Genomic DNA, 19,626 nt, shown 5'->3' with positions numbered 1-19,626 from the left:
ATAGCTGCCGAGGAAATAATCGGGCAAAATACGTTGAGAGTCCCGCAATGGATGTTGCGAAAAGCAAGTGGGTTTATATTATGATTTTAATAAAAGGGAGGGTGACTTCAGGTCGGAATCGAATGACAAGGACGGTTTGAATATGGAAAGGAGAGGGAAGTTATGAAATTGCTTTTTAACAAGTGGTTGGCTATGTTCTTGTTAGTTGCAATCCTCATCCCTGCTTACCCCGGTGTAAGCCAGGCGGCTGTGCAATCCTTTTTTACCTCCACATCAACGACGGGCTCCATGACACTTAAGCTGTATCCGACTGAGAATGTAGAGACGGGTGTCTCGACATTGGTAACGTTTGGCATTCCTTTTACACGAGGCTCCGTCACACCTGCTAATTTGTCCAAAGTTCGTGTGCTCAAAGCAGGCGTAGAAATTCCCGCGTTCGTCGAGATGCAGACCCCATGGAGACACATAACCAATCCTTCAATAGACGGAGCTTCCGTACGTGTTGCACGCATCCAAATCCATACGGCTTTTAGTGTCAGCTATCCGAATTATGAATCGATTACGGTAGAATGGGGCACAACGGCACGAACTCAAAACATAAACGCATTTGAAGATCCGAAAACGGCATGGCATCAAGTCGCAACAGGGTCTTTTTCTCTTGCTGATAACGTAGTTGAACCTGATGTGTATGTGGTGCTGCCTAGAGATGTGCTGTCGAGTGGCGTATTGAATCCACTGCGCATGACACCTATAGATCCCAGTATCTCAGACACGAGAGATGACCCGTGGTCGATGGACGCGACGGAGCATTGGAACGGTTTTGAAGAGGCGGATTATGCGTTCAAAAATAATTTCTATACGAGTATCAATGAAGACGACCCCCTGGTCGCCTCAGGCAACCTTAATCCGTATAAGCAATCGGGTACTCCGTCTGAAACGTGGCTATACGACCGATCTTCTACGATGTTCGACCTGTATTTCCGGAGCGGTTCCTTTAAAGCGCTGCGGGAAGCTGTGAGGAGTACCCAATTTTATAAGAATCAAATTTACGATAATACGACAACCCCTACGAAGGCCATCGGATTGTTCAAGCTGAAGGTAACGAGCCCTGGTTCAGGCGCAGGCGGCAACAGCGCGATGTACTCGTATAACGAACCTTTTGCGTACGACTACTGGCTGACCGGCGAGAATGACGTGCTGAATCCCATCGAATGGATCGTCAATGCGCATGAACAAAATGATGAGGATACGCGTTGGGGCCCATCGCTAGTTACTTGGACAGAAAGACATACAGCCTTTCGTTTATTGTCCAATCTTATCGCCTACGAGGTGTTTGGCAGCTCTACGTACAAGAATAACGTCTTATCCCAATCCGCTGATTTCATCTGGCATCAGAATGGGGCAGGCGGGGTATTGCCCGGAAGTCGGATCGACGGCGGTTTGTATCATTACGGAAGTCAGCATGGCGATGGGGTGTCGACGGATCTCGTAGCCTCTTCTTGGATGACGGTACTGGTACAGCAATCCATGATTCGTGCTTATGCGTTTACGGAAGATACGAACATCGCTGGTTTTATTAAACGTGTGGGTAACTTCTTGAATACCACGGTGAAAACCGATCCATACCACATGTATGATACGTATGCAGGAGCGCTTGCCTATCCGGACTATATGATGAAATACGATGGTACGACGGATTCCGTCAGCGGATACAGAGGAAGTGCTGGCAATCCGCATGGCGGTTCTACCATTGAGCATAATTTAAATGTCGGTACGGGCGTTTTATGGGCCGAATATTTCAATCAATTGACCGGCGGTACTCCTAACAGTGCGATGACCCAGTTGTTCGCCGATTTATATTATGGTTACGATATCGGCAACAATTATTGGATTCGACCCGCTGCACCTGCTAGTGGCGCAACAGCTTTTCGTCTCACCCCTTGGAGGAAGTGGGCTTGGGAACATAAGAACGGAGCCAGCATGTCCTGGTTAGCCAATCAGCTTGGTGTCAATCTGGCGCTTCCACCGGAAGTGTCCATAACGAATTTATCCAACGGTCAGGTAATAGCTGCACCGGCAACGGTAGGCATCGAAGCCTCTGCAAAGCCTGGAGATGCCCCCCTTACAAAAGTGGAATTCTTTAACGGTGCAACTAAGCTTGGGGAAAAAACGTCTCCGCCCTATAGCTATTCATGGTCAAGTGTCCCAGCAGGCACGTATAGCGTCAGTGCGAAAGCAACGGATACGAACGGGAAATTTACGGAGGCGGCAAAGCAAATTCGGGTTGTTGATACGACGGGTCTGACCAATTATAAAGCGGCAACGCTTAGCGGTCAGTTCAAAACCTATCCGCTAGGCAATCAGACGGGTACCTTTACCGTGGAAATGGATGCCGTCCCGTTAGCTTCATCTGTTGACGGCGGCGTTGGCTTCTCCCTTGGCTCAGCTGCAGGTTCATGGTCTAATCTTGCTGCAGTTGTGCGTTTCGGTACTGTAGGTAAGATTGAAGCGCGCGATAATCAGACTTACGTTGGCCCTGGAACGCCAATTACGTATACGGCCAATCAGCCGTATCACGTGCGGTTGGTTGTCAATGTACCTGCCAAAACATACAGTGCCTATGTCACGCCACCTGCTTCATCGGAACAAACCATTGCGACGAATATCGCGTTCCGCAGCACGCCAGTTGCAGCGAGCTTGGATACGTTGAACGTAATCGGAGATATCGGTGGATTGTTAGTGGGGAACGTCACCGGCGGTTCCGGCGACATTACGCCGCCTACGGTCACGATGACTTCGCCAAGTGGCGGGACCGTAGGCGGTGTGATCCATTTATCCGCCAATGTGGCGGATAGCGGAGCCGTGGCCAGTGTGCAATTCCTAGTTGACGGCTTACCGGCAGGCAATCCCGATACAGCTGCACCGTATGCGGTATCCTATGACGCTTCTGTACTAAGCAATGGCAACCATTTGTTTACAGCGGAAGCCTTAGATACGGCGGGCAACTTGGCCGTTGCATCAGCTGTAGCAGCCATTGTAAGCGGCGGTGGGCAGGCGGATACAGTGTCGCCGACGGTATCGATCACATCGCCAACGACAGGTTCAACTGCCACTGGAACGATTGCGCTGGCCGCTAATGCAGCAGACAATGTCAGAGTTGCGGGTGTTACTTTCTATGTAGATGGCAAGCCGGTTAACCAGGAAGATACCACTTCGCCGTTTGAATTCGCGTTTAACACATCCGGGCTTGCACCGGGCAGTCATGCTATAACAGCGAAAGCACGCGATACGTCAAATCGCATGACAACTTCCGCTGTGGTTCAAGTAAGTGTTAACGATTCGATAGCACCGCAAGTGGTCGTGACTGCACCGCAAATCGGACAGACGATTTACGCAAGTTCCTTCCATTTCGGCACCGTGGCGAGTGATAATATCGGTGTGGCGGGCGTGAAATTTTATGTGGACGGCAATCAGGTCGGTAGTGAAGATACGGTTGCACCTTTCAAAATGACGCTTACAAGCGGAATGATTTCCGCAGGCAGCCATTCCTTAACAGCAACCGCCCGAGATGCGGCTGGTAACACGACAACATCTGCACCTGTCAGTATAACGTTCTATCCGGACACGACGTCACCGACGGTAGCCATGACGGCTCCGTCTGGTGGAGCAGGCTTGAGCGGCTTTACCGTGTTGACGGCCAGTGCTTCGGACAATTACGGTCTGTCTTCGGTCCAATTCCTGGTTGACGGTCAACCAGTCGGTCAGCCAATCACAGTAGCCCCTTATACGATGGTCTACAACACAATGGGTGTGTTGGATGGGAACCGCACATTCAGTGCAAAAGCAACAGACCTAGCTGGTCTAGTAACTACATCTACAGGTGTAATAGCAGCTGTGTCTAACAACAGCGGAGGTTCAGGAACCGTCACCTTCCAGCAGGGGGTTAATGGCTACAACTTTACGAAGGATGTTAGTTTAAGCAGTCAGTCGAGCGGTACGATAGCAGCGAGCAAGACGGCAGTAGATGTTAATATGTACAATCAAATGCAGCAAGCATCGCCGTATCAAATGAGTGGATTACTCCGCTTCGACCAGATCGCCATTCCGCTCGGAACAAAGGTATCTTCCGCTAAGGTAACACTGCGAATGACGCCGAATGTGGCCGGAGTTACCGTAGAAGGGCGTTATCTCCAGAATGCTTGGAATTATGATTCCGCACAGTTAACTTGGAATAAGCGGGATACTTTGTTGAATTGGGCGGTTCCAGGTGGAAGAGGCGATGGAACGGATTTCATAACGGGCAAATCCTTTCAGATTCCGTTAACCGCTGGGGCGCAAATCAAGGAGGTTGACCTCGATCCTACTGTCGTACAATCGTGGCTGGATAATCCTGCTCAGAACCAGGGGCTGCTGCTCTACGTATCTAATCTGACGGGTACAACAACCAAGTTTAATAGCTCCGAGAATACGACGGCGAGCTACCGTCCAGCGTTATCCATTACGTTTGAACCAGATGCAAGCGTACCTGTGACAGACACCTATCGTACAGGTGTGAACGGCTACACAGGAACCAAAAACATCACGATTCGATCTTCCGGCGGTCCTTCTTCCTATACGGGGACAGAAATGTCGATCTACAATAAGACCGATTTAACAACGGGTGCCTATGAAATCGAAGGGTTGCTGCGTTTCGACGGCATTAGCCTGCCTGTCGGCAAGACGGTCACTTCGGCGTCTGTGAAGCTTACGATCAATTGCGCTTTCTGCAACAATTATTCGATACAAGGCTACTATTTGAACAGTGAGTGGGGAGCGACGACAGCTACATGGGCGAACCGCATAACCGGCACAGCCTGGCAGACGCCAGGAGCACGGGGAATGGGGACCGATCTGATCAGTGGTAAATCGTTCTTAATCACGGGCTTTCCAGCTTCGGGCGCTTACGTCAAAACGGTTGAACTGGATCCCGTGGTGGTTCAAGGGTGGCTGGATAACCCGTCCTCGAATCACGGCCTTGTCCTCTACACCGTAGAGCCTGGCAAAATCCCGAAAATCTACACGTCTGAGCATGCGACAGAAAGCAATCGACCAGAATTAAGCATTACGTACCAGTAATAGTACACGTAAGAAGAGGCTGTCCAAAAGGTTGAAAAGATCACTTTCCATAAAAACTGAGGAGCTAAGTGGTCTTTTACGCTTAGCTCCTACTTTTCGTGGAAGACGCGCAGCAGAACCCTTTAACACTGGGGTATTCTTCCTAGCGGCGTTTCGTCAAGCTAGCAAAATATGTTGAGATAATATGAAGGTAAGCAATTATTGTAAAGAGATTCGTTATTTATTGCAGTATACTAAGACAAGAGTCAAGGAAATGGCGTAATTGTAATGAATGTCTTCCTATTTTGAATTACAATAAGGGCAAGCAGCCGTTGGCAGAGGCGGATACATAGGAAGGGGAGATCATCATGTCTGCAGAGCTTCGTGCTCAGGAAAGCAGTCAGCGAGTGATACGTAAGACCAAATCTACATTTTTTGCTCGTCTTTGGCGAGAGCGATTCATCCACTTTCTAGTGCTTCCGGGCCTACTGTACTTTGTTATTTACAAATATATTCCCATGTTCGGCTTACTGATTGCTTTTCAAGATTACAGTGTCTTTACAGGCTTTTGGGGAAGCGAGTGGGTCGGATTCAAACATTTTATTGTCATGTTTAATGATAAGGAAGTGCTGCGAGTTCTATGGAATACCCTCTTTCTAACCTTTCTCCAGATTCTAATTGCGTTTCCAGTGCCTATTCTTCTTGCCTTAATGCTGAATGAAATCAAATACGAGCCTTTCAAACGAGTTCTTCAGTCCATCGTTTATCTACCTCATTTTTTCTCCTGGGTTATTGTCATCGGTCTAGTCACCCTCTTTCTTAAGAGTGAGGGAATCGTAAATAAACTCATCATCGACGTTTTTCATATGAAAGGCATTTCTTTTTTAACCGAACCCTCCTGGTTCATGCCGTTAATTGTGCTCGAAGGGATTTGGAAAGAAGGCGGTTGGAGCACCATTCTATTTTTGGCAGCCATTGCGGGCATTAATCCTCAGCTCTATGAAGCAGCTATTGTAGATGGAGCTAATCGGTTTCGGCAAATTTGGCACATTACGCTGCCTGGCATTCGCACAACCGTCATCCTCCTACTCATTCTTCGTATGGGGAATGTGTTGGATTCCGGATTCGAGCAAATATTCCTGATGTTAAATGCGTTCACAATGGAAGTTGGTAATGTACTGGATACTTACGTGTACTTTAAAGGGATTCAAGGGTCCGAATTCAGTTTTGCAGCAGCCGTAGGGTTGTTCAAATCGATTGTTGGTTTCATCCTCTTACTTCTGGTGAATAAGCTCGTCAAGAAACTGGGAGGGCAAGGCATTTTTTAAGTGTTGGAAACGATCGGAGGAGCTTATTTTGATCAAAAGGAAGATAGGTTCTCGGCTGTTTGATGTAGCAAATGGAGGCATTCTCGTTCTCGTTGCGTTATCTACCATGATCCCGTTTTTATATATTATGGCCGTATCGTTTTCGACGAACATGGAGTATATGACCCGCGACTTTTACATTTTCCCGCGAACGTGGGTCTTGGACTCGTATCGACTCATCTTTCATTCCTCCCAATTCGTACATTCATTGTTTGTTACCGTGTATATCACGGTATTCGGTTCCTTGGTGAATCTGATTTTGACAGCGACAATGGCTTACGGGTTAACGCGCAACGCGTTCGGTCAGAAACAGATCTTGTTTCTCGTCCTGTTCACGTTAATGTTTAGCGCGGGGTTAATCCCGACCTACCTCATCGTGAAGGCGACAGGATTGTTGAATTCTTTCTGGGCGGTCATACTGCCGACGGCGATTAGTTCCTTCAATTTAATTGTCATGCGGCAATTTTTCTCTGAAATTCCAACTGAATTAAATGAAGCCGCCCTCATCGACGGAGCTAACGAAATGCAAATGTTTACTCGAATTATTATCCCTTTATCCAAGCCTGCATTAGCGGCATTCGGCTTGTTCTATGCGGTTGCTCACTGGAATTCTTACTTTTCTGCCATTTTGTATATAAACGATCAAGCAAAATGGCCGATACAAGCGGTTCTACGGCAACTCGTCGTGCTTGGAGAGACCGCATCTACGCTAAATAACACGGATTCTTTCTCCTTAAAGTATTCCGTACCTGAGGAGCAAGTAGGGATGGCTGCAATTCTAGTAGCAACGCTGCCAATTCTGCTCGTTTATCCGTTTCTTCAAAAGCATTTTACCAAAGGGGTGTTGCTGGGATCTGTGAAGGGGTAGTACATGTAGGAAGAGTAGGGAGTCTGCTTCGAAACGTTGTCCACAATGATAATGGAGGGGTCAGAAAATGGTCGTGAAAAAATGGCTAAGCCTTACAGTTGCTGTCAGTACGTTAGTGATCAGCGCCTGTTCCAACACGCAAGCTCCGAAGACTGCGGATGCAACCAATTCGCCGTCAGTAACAGGCACACCACAAGCGACAGCATCAGCAGCACCTGTAGATGATAAGTCCAAGAAGCTTACAATTACTTTTATGTCTGGCATGTCAGGTGTTGTTCCACCGAATGACGGCGCTGCCGTCAAGTTAATTAATGAGAAATTCAATGTGGATTACAAAGTAACTCTCTTTCCGCGGACAGATGCTACGACCAAAATCAATACAACGTTGGCTGCCGGTGACATGCCTGACATTTTGAACTGGGATGGGCCGAATTTAAACAATTATGGGCAATTGGCCAAACAGGGGGCATTTCTTCCACTGGATGACTTCATTAAAGATTATCCTTCTATGCAAATAGTGCCGGATTACGTGTGGGACGCGATGCGGATTAACGGTAAAATCTACAGTATTCCCCGGTATTTCCCGGTACAGTACGGCGCTACGCCGATTATTCGGAAAGATTGGCTGGATAAACTGAATTTGAAAATGCCGACTACCTATGAAGAGTTAAAGCAGGTTGCGATTGCTTTTACGACCAAGGATCCTGACGGCAACGGCAAGAACGACACGTTTGGCATCATGATGCAGTCGCCAGGCCCTTCCCCTGATTTGGGCATGGGGGCGTATTGGAAGCCGGATGCTTGGTATCATAAAAATAAAGATGGTTTGTACATTCCAGGCGTAATTAGCGATACGAATAAGGAACTCTCGAAGTGGATTGGTGATGTATACAAATCGGGAGCCATTTTTACCGATTGGGCAGTCACGAACTCAGCCGAAGCCAAGAAGCAATTCTTCGCAGGTAAAGCCGGTATCTATTTATCACAGCCATACGATGTTGGTCCTGCCTCGTTTACGACGATGAGGGGACTGTTTCCAACAGCTGAACTGGCGGCGATTCCACCTTTCAAAGCACCAGACGGTTCCCAATCTTACTTGGGTCAACCAGGCTGGTCCGGAAGGTTCGTACTGAACGCCAAATTGAAGGATGACCCGGCGAAAGTCCGTCGTATCCTGAGCATGCTGGAATACTTCCGTACGTTTATCCCTGTTGAGAAGCGAAATGCTGACAATAAAGATTACGATTGGCTGCTAGGCGGTAAGGATGTTGGATACAAAGTCGTTGACGGCAAGATCTTATCGGAATGGGGGAAAGGTCTATCTCCGATTGAATACTTGGAAGATCGATTCTGGGCACCGAGCGATGAGGCCAATGAAGTGACCAAAGCGGCTGCCGTAACGGACCCGCTGCAAAAAATGGCGGTTACATCCCTAGAACAGATGCATAAGGATACCAAAGTATTTATTAATCCCGTTAACCGTGTTGCATCCGAAACGTTTAATGCGAAGTTTTGGACCAATGTTGCGAAGTTTAACGCGGAAGTGACCAAAATGATCTATGGTCAGCGCTCTTTCGACGATTGGGATAAAATTGTAGCTGAGTTTTTAGCAGACGGCGGGACACAAATGATCAAGGAAGTTAATGATGAAATGGTCAAAGGTAAGGTAGTGCCTGAGTTTAAATAAGCTCGCCAAGGGGAGGACGGACTTCGTAAATGAAGTTCGTCCTTCTTCTTTTTTCACCGATTGCGAGAAAGCAATATATGTAGAATATGACGTGGATCTAAGCAATTGAAGTGCAGAATGTAATGAAAAATTGCTATAAAATGAGATCAATATCCGGATTTGAAGAAGGGGCATTGACATGATTCGTAAACTTGTAGCAACTGATATGGAGCAATGCCTGGCGCTGACCGAATTTGCTTTCAAGCTGCAATTCACTCCTGAACAGAGGGCGGATCGGTTGGCACAGATGAGTATCCAAGAATCGTTGGGATTTTTTGACGAAGAGCAACTTGCCGCCAAACTCACATTGCTGCCATTAGAAATAATCATTCACAACCGATCGTATGCCATGTGCGGGGTGGCAAGCGTAGCAACATGGCCGGAATATCGCCGTCAAGGCATGGTTGGTAACCTGATGAATCAGAGCCTGCGCCTGATGCGAGAAAGAGGAACTACGGTATCTGTGCTCAACCCGTTTTCTTTCCGTTTCTATGACAAATACGGCTGGAGCCACTTTTGTGAAATTAAAAGGTACCGGTTCCAAGCTCATTTGGCGCCTAGAATCGGGGAGGTTAAGGGAAAAGTACGGCGCGGCAGCTCGCACAATTTGGCAGAGCTCCAGTCGATTTACGATACCTTTGCCCGAAACTTTAACGGCATGCTGCAGCGCGATGAGGCGTGGTGGCATTCCTCCATTTTCCGCAAGCGGCTGGGCCATTTGGCGATTTATTACGATGAAGCAGGAACTCCGAAAGGTTACGTGCTCTATACGATCAAAGAGCGATTGTTTGATCTTCATGAGCTCGTCTATGTGGATGACCAATCCCGCAACGGATTATGGCGGTTTATCGCCAACCATGCGCCAATGGTCGACGAATTTACGTTCATTGCCCCCACAGATGACAGATTCTCGTTCGTCCTGGAGGAACCTGCGATTCGTACAGAGATCAATGCCTGTTACATGATCCGAATCGTGGATGTAGCAGCATTCTTGCAACAGTACCCGTTCCTAGCGACGGGCCATTCGCACCAATTCCGACTCCACATTCAGGACGAACACGCAACTTGGAATACGGGGCTGTTCGAAGTTACAGTAAACGGAGAAGGCGAAGCATCGGTTATCCAGATGCCAGAGGGTACGCCTTCAGATTATGCCTTAACCTGCAGCATCCAGACATTATCCTCGATGATGATTGGGTATATCCTTCCGGTTGATCTTCATAAGATGGGTCGACTTGTTGGTGAGTCGATGGATATAGATACACTCCACAAGGTAATACCGCATAAAGTCCCCTTTTTTATGGATATGTTCTAGATGGAGGAGAGCAAGATGTCCAATAGCGACAGAGGTTTATCAGGAATGGCTGGGGTTCATAAGCGAATAGAATGGGGGTTATGGATATGAAAAAATATGATATCACGTATTCTACCGAGATAGAGACGGATCATCCCGTGTGGGCGAAGCCCTATGCCAAAGGTACACTTAGGGTGCTGCTCCTGCCTAGTGTCCTGCACGGCAGGGAAATGATTGAGCTGGTACAACGGATAGATGTCGATTTCGAAACGGTTACCGTAGATAAAATGTGGGATTTAAACAAATGGGGATTAGGCGATTACTACGACATTCGTGGCGCACAATGGGACTTTAGTGTCATGTACGATAATCTCGAAAAGGTAATGGATTCGGATCTTCATTTTGATACCCTGGTTATTCCTGGTCTGAACGGTTGGGGGTATTTCACGGCTAGAACGCGAGCAGCGATACTGCGCAGAGTGGAACAGGGCGCCGGCCTAGTGCTGATTAAACCATATCATGGAGATGGTCTGGAGAAGTCAGAGGAGCTGGAATTGCTTTCCCCAATACGTTCCCTAGTTGAAGAGGGTTTGAATCATAAGGGATATCCCAAAATTGCACATGAGCAGTTAAAAAGTGAGCCATGGACGGCTTCTAATCATTACATTACGAATGGGATTCCACTGGAGCTGTTTCCGTTCGATAAGCTTGCGATTTACCCGTATGAAGCGCAGGGGGAAGTAATCATTGCTTCGGAATCTGGGCTGCCCGTTGCCGCTGTGAAAACTTATGGGCAAGGACGCGTCGTGGCATTTGGGTATTATCCAGGTGATGTCCTACCTCAGCATCGGGAGTTTGCGACTAGCAATTGCTTTGACTCCAATTTGGATAAATGGAAAGGCGGGCATTCTGGGCTCAGCTTTCAGTTCCAGGAATATGTGTACGGCATGATTGGCCGAAGTATCATCTGGGCTGCTGGCAAAGAGCCAGACTGTTCCTTTGAAGATGTCTCCTACGTTGCTGCGCCCTCTCTAGCCATCGCTGGAGGATCTGCGACACCGGACGGTTCGACAGCTGCCACCGATTGTTTACTGATTAAGTTAACCGATCAGTCGGAAGGCTGCGTGCTTCAATACAGCATCAAGAATGCATTTGATCATATCGTATGCAAAGGAGAGACGCACGACTTAACGTCGTTTCCACTGCCTGTTTCACTAAGACTAGGCGGGCAGTACAGAGTGGAATTACATCTTGTACGGGGAGGCAAAGTACTGGATTGGTCTACGAAGGTGCTTCATTACCCCAAGACTTCTTCTATTAAAGCGTTATCTGTCGATCAGGAACTGGCGAACCCCGGTGAACGGTTGACTGGCGTCGTCAGCCTGACGAATGGGCAAGGAGAGATCTTGCTGAAACTGGTTGATTATTTCGGATACGTTCATGCACAACAGATGGAGGTTGTGGCGGGGAATCAATCCGTTTCCTTCGAAATGGGCGTGCCGCAAATGCCCTCACTTTACGTACAGCTTGAAGCTGAGTTGCGACAAAACGGTCACCTCGTCGATAAACAAGTTCAGCGTATTATTGTTCCTGCGCAGGATCGCAAGATTAGCGATTTCGAGACGTTCTTAGTTCCTTCGAACCGTGGGATTGGCGATTTCACCAAGTTGGTTGGCGATCGCTTTCGTGAGATGGGAATAACGGGATTATTTCCCGGCAGCAATAAGCTCTCAGCGCTTTCCGGGGTGGAAGGTATGGGCGTCTACTGGTATAACCGACATGCCTATACCGAGCGGAAGGAGGCGTATTTGCGAACGAAGGATAAACGCCATCTTCATCGGAAGCCTTGCTTTAACGATCCGGGTTTTTGGTCAGAAATTCGCGAGAAAGTTCACCGGAATGTATCGTCAAGCAAGGCGATGCGGCCAATATCCTATTTTGCCAATGACGAAGGCTCTATCACTTGTTACACGGACGAGCAGGATTTATGTTTTTGTACCCACTGTATGGGGGATATGCAGAAATGGCTCCAAAGTGAATATGCCGATCTGGAAGCACTCAACTCGATATGGGGCACTACGTTCCACAGTTGGAGCGATATAGAGCCCTATACGTACGAAGAAGCTCGGAAAACTGGGCATTATGGCTCGTGGGGAGATCACCGCCGATTCATGGAGATGAGCTTTGCTGGCGCCTACCAAAAAATTAGTGCATATATCCAAGAGGTTGATCCGGAAGGGGTAACCCGATTGTCGGGATGCCAAGCCTCTACCACATACTCAGGGTATGACTACTATCAGCTTCACCAGCATGTCGGTTATGTAGAAGCCTATTCCGTCGGACATCAAATGGAGATGCATCGCTCGTTTGCCAAACCAGATACCGCGATAGGCGTATGGCATGGCTATGGGAACAAAGGGACCGTTGTTAACCATGCTGTATGGAACGCGATGTTTCACGGTATGACGCTGCTTAGTTTGTTTCATGATCAGTCCATTTTAAACCCGGATCTGACGTATAGTCAGTCTGCTAGGGATTTTGGTAGAAATATCAAAGAAATCCGCAGAGAAGGGATCGGGAAGCTGTTGCTGTATACAGCCAAAAGGGATCATTTGGGCATAGCGCTGCATTACTCCATGAATGCTGTACACGGGAGTTACATGCGGGGGGATCATCAGCGGTTTGAACAAAATCGAAGCGGATGGATTCAGCTGCTTGAAGATATGGGCTACCAGTATCAAATGCTGGCAACGCCGCAGATCGAAGAAGAAGCGTTAATTAACAACGGCTATAAACTGTTGATTTTGCCATATTCCATCGCTTTTAGTGATAAGGAAGCAAGTGCAATTGAGCGATTTGTACAATCGGGCGGTACGATTATTGGCGATTTCCAGACTGGAATTATGGATGAACATTGTAAATTATACGATTCAGGCAAGCTGGATGGTGTGTTCGGAATTGAACGCTTAACAACGGAAGTGCTGCCGTTTTTCAGTAATAGTTCATGCGCTGTCATGGAAGATTTTCCTTATTTCAGACATACGCCAAGCGTTAAGGTAAAAGGAGAAATCGCTAACGGCATCGGGGCTGCCATCGCGGAAAGCGGGATTCGAGCACAGACTAGCAAAGCGGCTTTCGTCGATGACTTTATGCGCCGCATTGCACAGGTTACGGTTCACGAGTACGGAAACGGAAAAGCCGTGTACTTGAATTTTGCCTTGAATCCATACGCTGAAATCAGATTAAAGTCCAATGGTGAGCAGCTACGGGATATGCTAAAGAAAATATTCGCTCTGTCGCATGTAGAGAAGTTTGCCTCGTTACAAACGTCGGGAGGCCGTGACCTGGACTGTGGCTATGAATCGTTCTATTACAGCGATGGAGAAGCCAAATACGTAGGGGTTTTGCGGAATCCTATGGATACGGGCAAGGTGGGTCATGACGGTGTCATGCTGGGCGGAGATACCCATGATAGCGAAACCGCGGAGCAGGTCTTTTTTGCTCTGGCTGCAGCCTCTCATGTCTACGATATTCGCAAGAAGTTGTATGTAGGCTTCACGAATAAGGTAGAGATGACCCTGCTGCCAGGTGAAACAGCGTTATTGGCGATACTTCCAACAATGAAGGAACGCATCACACTCGACATGGCAGCTGCTTGCCCTAGAGGCGAAGAAATCCAACTATCGCTAAAGATCGAATCGGCAAAGCCTGAAAGTAGTTACACCAGCGTATGTAGTTTGTCATTTTACGATCCCGATGGTCAATTCGCTTGGATGTATGCCGACAACTTAATCATGAGAGCAGATGGGGTTAAGGTAACGTACACGATGCCGCTTAACGAAAAGACAGGGACTTGGCAAGTCGTCGCCAAAGATGTTGCCACGGGGATCAGTGAGATAAGGGAATTTGAAGTTGTGTAAGATGGTGGGTGTTGCACATGCGCAAAGGAGAGGATCTGAATGTCGGAGAGACGTATGAAAATCGGCTTGATCGGCTTAGATACGGGACATGTGGTGTCAACAGCTTCTCTCTTTCATTCCGCGGGTCAAGAATGGCATGTCCCTGGTGCACAGGTGACAGTCGCCTGTGCGGACACGAATCCTGACTTCTTCAATTATCACCGTACAGCTGCATATACGAAGACCTTGCAAGAAAACTACGGGGTACAGATTGTGGACACCCTGGAAGAGGTTGCTAGGGAGTGTGATGTGATCTTCCTATCTTCGATTGATGCTCGAGCACATCATCGTCAATTTCTAGAAATTGCAGAATTTCGCAAGCCTGTTGTCGTTGAGAAACCACTCGCGCTGTTGTATGAGGATGCTGTGCATATGGTTGAAATCGCAGAAGCGAATGCCGTGCCTTTGTTCTGCTGTTCGTCACTGCGGTACGCAGAGGCTTTCGTTCGCGGCATACAAGATGAGACTGGCGGACGGATTCTCGGTGCTGATGTCAGCGGACCGCTGCCCATCGAGCCGCAGCTTCCCGGTATGTTCTGGTACGGCGTCCATGTAACGGAATTATTATTTGCCTCACTCGGTACAGGGTGCAAACGTGTAAATGCGACGATGAACGAGCTTCACGAAGTTATTGTTGGTGAGTGGGAAGATGGCCGAATCGGATCAGTGCGAGGAAACCGGTACGGCAACTCCTTATATAGTGCCGTGTTGTTTCGCGAACAGCGAGCACAGTGGATAGATGTCCGTTCCCATCCGAGACCAGACTTTTCCAATTTTCTGGAAAAAGTGATAGACATGGTCCGATCCGGCAAATCGCCTGTATCGCCAGAAGAGATGCTCTCTGTTATTCGTTTCATGGAAGCGTCGAATGAAAGCCGTCTAAGCGGCAAAGCTGTCAGATTGTAGTTGCAGCCTTTAGGGAGAGAGTGGGTGCGCTGTTGAAAACATATCGCATAGTGGTGCTAGGTGCGGGCAGAATTGGGTCCGTTCATCTACGGGAAGCTAACGCTATGAACGCTTTGCAGCCTGTCGCTGTGGCAGATTCGCTCGAAGGGCGAGCAAAGGAATTAGCAAGTCAGTATGGCCTGACAGCTTATACGGACTATAAGGAAATGATTGATCGGGAGAGACCGGATATCGCGGTCATTGCACTTCCTCCTTATTTACACAAGGAATCTGCTATCTATTGCGCGTCTAAGGGCTGCCATCTTTTGCTTGAGAAACCAATGGCATTAAACGCAGAGGAATGCGAAGAGATTATTGCTGCCGCTAAGCATAATCAGGTACGTCTAATGATTGCTCATACGATGCATTATATGGCTGAGAATCAGCTTGCCAAACAATGGGTGGAATCAGGAGAACTAGGCGAGCTGGTGATGATCAATAATGTCCGTCATGCGTTTTATTTTAATGATCGACTTGACTGGTTTTTCCGCAAGGATACATCAGGTGGCGGGATTCTCATGAATTTGGGATGCCATAGCATTGACCAAATCCAGTGGATGACCAATAGTCGCGTGACGAAGGTCAAAGCTAAAATCGACCAACGCAGCTATCGAGGCGATATTGAGGGAGCTGGTGTCGTTTTGCTCGAAACGGCAAGCGGAATTCCAGCCACCATCATTCAAAATGGTTACACGGGCGTCCCTCGGAATGATATGGAGTTCGTCTTTACGAAAGGCTCGATGATGCTAAGAACGGGAGAAGGGCTTTGGATTAGTGAAAACCGTGTTTTTCAGGAGGTAGAGCTAGATCGCACGTTGGATCCGTATCAGTTGCAATTTTTGGATTTGATTCGGTGGATGGAGACGGGGGAAGCCTCAGCGTGTTCTGGCGAATACGGCAAGAGCGTGATTACCGTTGTAGATGCTATCTACAAATCCCATGAAATGGGGAAAGAACTGACGATAATCCCTGCGAAGGGAGCATCCTGTCATGAATGATTTACGTTATTTAAAAGATAAAGTTATCGAGGAAATTGAGCTTCGCAAAGATGAACTCATCGATTTATGCTGCGAATTAATTCGTTTTCCTAGTGAGAACCCGCCCGGCAATTCCGAGCCAATCAGCAAGTTTATCGCCACCTATTTGGACCAATTCGGCATTTCAACGACTTGGCATGAAGCAGCTCCAGGGATGTGGAATCTCATTTCGCGTGTAGGGGATGCTTCCAGCGGGAAAACACTAGTTTTGTGCGGACACACCGATGTGGTGCCCGCAGGAGATCTTACGCGTTGGAAGTTTGATCCTTACGCAGGCATCGTAGAAGAGGGGGGGATTTACGGGCGCGGGGCGAGCGATATGAAATGTGGACTTGCCGGTCTGATTTTTACAGTAGCGATCCTGCAGCAACTTGGTATTCAGCTTTCTGGCCAACTGGTACTGGCCATTGTACCGGATGAGGAAACAGGGGGTGCGCTTGGCGTACCCTGGTTATTGAAGCACAATCTCCTAGCTGGCGATGGATGTATCATTTCGGAACCGGCTTTCCCGCATCATCCCACAATCGGTCAGAAAGGGTGTACGCGGTTCCGAGTTACCGTACAAGGTGCTTCTGCTCATGCGGCAGTTGCACCGCTCGCTGGGACTAATGCCATTCTGATCGCGATGAAAGCCATCGAACATATCGTTTCTGCGGTTAGTCAGCTTTCTGATGGCGGCGTGTACTTTGAACACATTAAGCTGATGGAAGCCTCTAAAATATTTCTTAGCGAAGCGGGCTATCAGAATGAGAGCGACATCCTGAATATTATCGCTTGCAACGTGGGTACCATTCAAGGTGGTGTCAGTGTCAACATGGTGCCGGATCAGTGTGTGTTTGAAATGGATTGCAGGATACCATTTGGGTTGACGCGGGAGCTCGTGCTGCGCACTGTTCGGAAGACATTGGAACAACTCGGCTGCGAGTATGACATGGCTCTGTTTGGTGTGCAAAGCGATCCCAATTATACATCGCCGGATGATCCTGTGTGTAAAGCTGTTACAGAGGCGATTACCTATGTGTCTGAGGGAAGCGAATCATTCGGGGTGCTGCAGTGGGCTGCCAGCGACGCACGACATTTTCGGGATTATGGCATTCCGGTGCTGCAATATGGGCCAGCTTATTTACCAAGCATTCATAGTTACAATGAAAAAGCTCCCGTGGAGGACGTGATTCGCTGTGCGAAGGTCTATGCTGCAGCGGCTATTGATTTTTTGCGGGTGTAGTGCAGGCTGATCTTTTTTCTCGTTAATAGTAAGCGTTCAATGACTGCCGTGCAGTCGTTGAACGCTTTTTGTGTTCTGTAAATCCAAACTCTGAAACGATTAAGTAATTTATCGTAAACATCAACAGGAATCGTAGCTCATTCCGTGGCAAGAAAGTCATTTTTCGGAGAGAAAGACACTTTTCAAAATATACAAGGAGATGGAAATTCCCTACAGTTAGGGTATCGCAAACGCAATTATCACAGGCACTCTAGCAAGAAGGAGCAGGTATATGAGAATTTTTAAAAAGAACTTCAGTTTAACCTTATTGGCTTTTCCGGGCATTGCGCTACTGTTTATTTTTGATTATGTGCCGCTCTACGGATTATTGCTTCCTTTCAAGGATTACAAATATGATCTGGGGATCTGGAACAGCCCGTGGGTAGGCTTGGACAATTTTCAGTTTCTATTTAAAGGCGATGTCTTACAACGCGTGCTGAGGAACACATTGCTATACAATCTGGCGTTTATTACATTAGGCACGATGATCTCTGTCACTTTTGCGCTGATGCTTCGGGAGGTCAGTAAGCGATTTGTGAAGGTGTATCAGACTGTATTGTTCATTCCATATTTCATCTCATGGGTTGTCGCTGGATTTGCTTTTCGGGCTCTCTTGGATATGGATTACGGTGTGTTTAATAAGGGATTGGAGATGCTCGGTATTGCGCCGGTTATGTGGTATAACGAGCCGAAGTATTGGCCACTTATCCTCATCATTGGAGCGGTGTGGAAGGGGCTGGGGTATGGAGCGGTCATCTATTATGCAGCGCTGATGGGTGTAGATGCAGAGTATTATGAAGCGGCCAAAATAGATGGAGCAGGCAAGCTGCGTCAGGCGATTTCGATCTCGATTCCCATGATTAAACCGATTATTATCATGATGGTTATCTTGCAAATTGGCAAAATTTTCTACAGTGACTTCGGATTATTTTATAACGTAACCCTGAATTCATCCGCTCTGTATACAACAACAGATGTCATCGACACGTTCGTGTATCGGTCGTTAGTCGATATGGGCGATATTGGTATGGCTGGTGCTGCGGGCTTCTTCCAATCTACGGTCGGTTTCATGTTGGTCTTGTTGACGAATTTTATTGTGAAGAAAATTAATCGTGAAAATTCATTATTTTAAGGAGAATGTCCTATGATGACACCACGGATTGCTAACACTCGTTCACCATTGATGCTCAGTACATGGATTATTCATGGCATTTTTACTCTTGTCTGTATCGCTTGCCTGTATCCCTTCCTAGTTATCATCGGCACCTCCTTTCAAAATGAGAATGATATCCTAAGGTACGGATATTCGATCTTGCCTAAGCAATTTGATTTAACGGCATATCGTGTCATTCTCCATGATCCTGCGGTCTTGCTTAATGCGTATATGGTGACCATTTATACCACGCTTATTGGGACTGTGGCAGGGATATGGATTACAACAAGCTTTGCATACACAATTTCAAGAAAAGATTATGCCTATCGGAAGCAGCTTTCATTCTATGTTTTTTTCACCATGCTGTTTCAAGGTGGGCTGGTTCCTTCATACATTTTGATGGTGAGTTGGCTGGATTTGAAAAATAACCTATTGGCATTAATTCTGCCATTTCTCATCACAGGCTGGCATGTGTTGTTAATGCGAGGCTTCTTACAAACACTTCCTGATGCATTATTTGAATCGGCCAAAATCGATGGCGCAAGCGAACTTACCATTTTCACACGTATCGTCATTCCCCTTAGTAAACCAGCATTGGCGACACTTGGCTTATTTCTAGTCCTGCAGTATTGGAATGACTGGTGGCTCACCCTTCTGTACATTGACCATGAAAATAAAATGAAGCTGCAATATTTACTCATTCGCGTCCTGCGCAACATGGAGTTTCTCAATAGCGCCGAAGCGATGCAATATGGTCTGGTTAAGCCAGGACAACAAGTACCGAGTTTAGCTGCGCGGATGGCGATGTGTATTCTTGCAGCAGGCCCGATGCTGGTCATATTCCCTTTCTTTCAGCGATATTTCGTGCAAGGTTTGACGGTTGGATCTGTTAAAGGGTAGCTAATAAAAGTAAGTCCAG

General features: G+C 47.5%; 11 protein-coding genes. All 11 read left to right on the top strand.

Translation table 11 applies throughout. From position 1 onward, the window contains the following. The first annotated feature begins 162 nt into the window (after nt 1-162). Complete coding sequence (locus tag J2736_RS14390) at nt 163-5,115, top strand: Ig-like domain-containing protein (RefSeq protein ID WP_310499290.1); 4,953 nt, start codon at nt 163-165, stop codon at nt 5,113-5,115. A gap of 347 nt (nt 5,116-5,462) precedes the next feature. Continuing rightward, entirely contained in the window at nt 5,463-6,422 is a 960-nt protein-coding gene (locus tag J2736_RS14385) for an ABC transporter permease (protein WP_310499289.1), read from the top strand. Nucleotides 6,423-6,450: 28 nt separating this feature from the next. Further along, nucleotides 6,451-7,329, top strand: a complete 879-nt coding sequence (locus J2736_RS14380) for a carbohydrate ABC transporter permease (RefSeq protein WP_310499288.1) — start codon at nt 6,451-6,453, stop codon at nt 7,327-7,329. Nucleotides 7,330-7,396: 67 nt separating this feature from the next. After that, nucleotides 7,397-9,016 carry an extracellular solute-binding protein gene (locus tag J2736_RS14375; protein ID WP_310499287.1) on the top strand — a complete coding sequence of 540 codons (1,620 nt, stop codon included), beginning with the start codon at nt 7,397-7,399 and terminating at the stop codon, nt 9,014-9,016. Between the two features lie 178 nt (nt 9,017-9,194). Next, a complete protein-coding gene (locus tag J2736_RS14370) occupies nt 9,195-10,370 on the top strand; it encodes a GNAT family N-acetyltransferase (RefSeq protein ID WP_310499286.1) in 1,176 nt (391 codons plus the stop codon). An 86-nt stretch (nt 10,371-10,456) separates the two neighbouring features. Continuing rightward, complete coding sequence (locus tag J2736_RS14365; RefSeq protein ID WP_310499285.1) at nt 10,457-14,269, top strand: beta-galactosidase trimerization domain-containing protein; 3,813 nt, start codon at nt 10,457-10,459, stop codon at nt 14,267-14,269. A gap of 39 nt (nt 14,270-14,308) precedes the next feature. Beyond that, the gene (locus J2736_RS14360; protein ID WP_310499284.1) at nt 14,309-15,214 is read left to right on the top strand and encodes a Gfo/Idh/MocA family protein; all 906 of its coding nucleotides are present in this window, start codon (nt 14,309-14,311) and stop codon (nt 15,212-15,214) included. A gap of 32 nt (nt 15,215-15,246) precedes the next feature. After that, nucleotides 15,247-16,251, top strand: coding sequence for a Gfo/Idh/MocA family protein (locus J2736_RS14355; protein ID WP_310499283.1), 1,005 nt, complete (start codon nt 15,247-15,249; stop codon nt 16,249-16,251). After that, nucleotides 16,244-17,515, top strand: coding sequence for a M20 family metallopeptidase (locus tag J2736_RS14350; RefSeq protein ID WP_310499282.1), 1,272 nt, complete (start codon nt 16,244-16,246; stop codon nt 17,513-17,515). Before J2736_RS14355 ends, J2736_RS14350 begins: the two co-directional genes overlap by 8 nt. Nucleotides 17,516-17,786: 271 nt before the next feature. Beyond that, nucleotides 17,787-18,686 carry an ABC transporter permease gene (locus J2736_RS14345; protein ID WP_310499281.1) on the top strand — a complete coding sequence of 300 codons (900 nt, stop codon included), beginning with the start codon at nt 17,787-17,789 and terminating at the stop codon, nt 18,684-18,686. A gap of 12 nt (nt 18,687-18,698) precedes the next feature. Continuing rightward, complete coding sequence (locus J2736_RS14340) at nt 18,699-19,607, top strand: carbohydrate ABC transporter permease (protein WP_310499280.1); 909 nt, start codon at nt 18,699-18,701, stop codon at nt 19,605-19,607. The last annotated feature ends 19 nt before the right edge of the window (nt 19,608-19,626 follow it).

Origin of the sequence: Paenibacillus qinlingensis, from assembly GCF_031455095.1 — a bacterium.
GTDB lineage: Bacteria > Bacillota > Bacilli > Paenibacillales > NBRC-103111 > Paenibacillus_E > Paenibacillus_E qinlingensis_A.
This window is presented reverse-complemented; position numbering and strand designations above follow the sequence as displayed.

What these genes read in the sequence shown, in the direction of transcription:
- J2736_RS14390 (WP_310499290.1), top strand. Translation starts at nt 163, where the DNA reads ATGAAATTGCTTTTTAACAAGTGGTTGGCTATGTTCTTGTTAGTTGCA.
- J2736_RS14370 (WP_310499286.1), top strand. Translation starts at nt 9,195, where the DNA reads ATGATTCGTAAACTTGTAGCAACTGATATGGAGCAATGCCTGGCGCTG.
- J2736_RS14350 (WP_310499282.1), top strand. Translation starts at nt 16,244, where the DNA reads ATGAATGATTTACGTTATTTAAAAGATAAAGTTATCGAGGAAATTGAG.
- J2736_RS14375 (WP_310499287.1), top strand. Translation starts at nt 7,397, where the DNA reads ATGGTCGTGAAAAAATGGCTAAGCCTTACAGTTGCTGTCAGTACGTTA.
- J2736_RS14385 (WP_310499289.1), top strand. Translation starts at nt 5,463, where the DNA reads ATGTCTGCAGAGCTTCGTGCTCAGGAAAGCAGTCAGCGAGTGATACGT.
- J2736_RS14345 (WP_310499281.1), top strand. Translation starts at nt 17,787, where the DNA reads ATGAGAATTTTTAAAAAGAACTTCAGTTTAACCTTATTGGCTTTTCCG.
- J2736_RS14340 (WP_310499280.1), top strand. Translation starts at nt 18,699, where the DNA reads ATGATGACACCACGGATTGCTAACACTCGTTCACCATTGATGCTCAGT.
- J2736_RS14365 (WP_310499285.1), top strand. Translation starts at nt 10,457, where the DNA reads ATGAAAAAATATGATATCACGTATTCTACCGAGATAGAGACGGATCAT.
- J2736_RS14360 (WP_310499284.1), top strand. Translation starts at nt 14,309, where the DNA reads ATGTCGGAGAGACGTATGAAAATCGGCTTGATCGGCTTAGATACGGGA.